Origin of the sequence: Massilia agri (assembly GCF_024753255.1) — a bacterium.
GTDB lineage: Bacteria > Pseudomonadota > Gammaproteobacteria > Burkholderiales > Burkholderiaceae_D > Telluria > Telluria agri.
Map to the genome: position 1 here is coordinate 1 of NZ_JANUHA010000043.1, position 1,612 is coordinate 1,612.

Annotated in this window: 2 protein-coding genes; both read right to left on the reverse strand. The window is 62.5% G+C overall.

The genetic code is table 11. The features are described 5' to 3' along the window. On the reverse strand, positions 1 to 489 hold a 489-nt coding region (locus NX780_RS25035), incomplete at its 3' end, for a hypothetical protein (RefSeq protein ID WP_258830605.1). Positions 490 to 708: 219 nt separating this feature from the next. Next, positions 709 to 1,533: a replication initiation factor domain-containing protein gene (locus NX780_RS25040; RefSeq protein WP_258830606.1), complete on the reverse strand. Its 825-nt coding sequence runs from the start codon at positions 1,531 to 1,533 to the stop codon at positions 709 to 711. Between the last annotated feature and the right edge of the window lie 79 nt (positions 1,534 to 1,612).

Genomic DNA, 1,612 nt, shown 5'->3' on the forward strand with positions numbered 1-1,612 from the left:
TGACCTCTCTCCGCTATTCCCTTGTCCTTTCGCCGTTGCTCCTTTCCCTTGCTTTGGGGTACCTGACCCCCGTGTTACATAGGGGGGTTGGGCCGGCGTCGCGGCCCCGCCCACCCCGCGCGGCGCGGGGCTGGCTGCGGGGTGTCCGGTGCCACTCCTTGGCCCTCTGGCCCTACGCTGCACACGTTCGGCCTCCTTCAGGATCGGAGCGGTCGTCTCGTCGAAAATGTCCATCGTCACGCCGAGGATCTCATGCAGGCGAGACTCTGCCTCCTCCATGTCCTTCACCGTCTGGGACTTGAGCGTGTCCTTGGCCTGCTGGGCCGCTTCGATGACAGTCGCCATGCGTTCGAGCACCGGCATGCTCGACTCCAGCAGTTCCGCGATGAAGGAGGACTTGCTCTGCCCGGTGGCGACAGAGAGACGCGACAGAACAGCCTCGACGGATGTCGTGACGGTCACGGAAATTCGGGGATTCGTAGCGGGCATGCTTGCCTCCTGTCAAGAAAACAGGTGCAGCATATCCCGAAAGGTGCAGCACCGCAAGCACTTATGCAGCACTCGCCAATGTGCAGAGGGGAGAAGGTTTGGCAGGGCGCGAGGGACGCAAACAGGACACAAACACATCGAGCCGCGCATGGTCGGCCGGGCCTGCAGGCTCTGTGGTCTACATGGGGCCCTATGCGGCCCCATACCCCCGCACCATCGTCACGCTGCGCCTCCGAACATACGTTCGCGCTCGATCATCTCAGCCAGCTTACGGCCTACGTCCTCCCACGTGCCAAGCTCGTTGTGCAAGCCCACCAGATGCGCACCGTACTGCTTGCACATGAAGCGCAGGGCGCGCTCTCGATCGTCAAGGCGATACGTAGTCCCGGCAGGCAGCGGAGCCAACTGCGCAGAGAGGACCTCGGCAGCGATCTCACGAGACCATCTCGCAGCCCCCCATACCTCCATCGCATCGGCTTTGCTGAACGTGTCCTTGGCTTCCTTCGCAGGCCTTACCTGCACCTCGATACGCGTCCAATCCGGCTTGTTCAAATGCCGGTACTCTGGTTGCTTGCCCTTCTCGTACAAGCGAAGCCTGACAGGGGAGGTTGAAGCGCCGAGATACAGCGTGCGGCCATCCTCCGGGAAGTCGTCCCAGTCGCCAGCCTTACCGCCCTTGATGCGGTTGGCCTTCTTGACCGCCGTGCAGACCTCCAGGAGTGCATCGAAGGCGCCGACCTGGTCGACGTCGTGGCAGGAGTCGACACGAGTACAGCGATGCTCAACCTTCGCTCTCAACTTCTCGACCGCCTGCGGTGTACGCTCTCCCTTGGCCTCGATCATCACCAGATCGCCATGGGTGCCACCCCATGAGACGGAGCCTGACTCGGTGCCGCAGCTGGAGACGAACGATGCCCGCTCCTTGAATCCGTGGTGCCCGCGGCCCTGCCTGATCTTGTCCCCGGGATGCCAGACCAGCCCTATCAAGTCGTCATACCGTGCGGCGCGCGTAGTGGCCGTATAAGCGTCGAATCGAGCCTGCATGTGTTTACCCCTGAACTTTTCGTTTGGAGGCCGCCACGGCCCGTTTAGACCCCTTGGCGGGGACGTTTTTAGCAGACCC

Coding starts and splice junctions, on each gene's coding strand:
- NX780_RS25040 (WP_258830606.1), bottom strand. CDS start 1,533: ATGCAGGCTCGATTCGACGCTTATACGGCCACTACGCGCGCCGCACGG.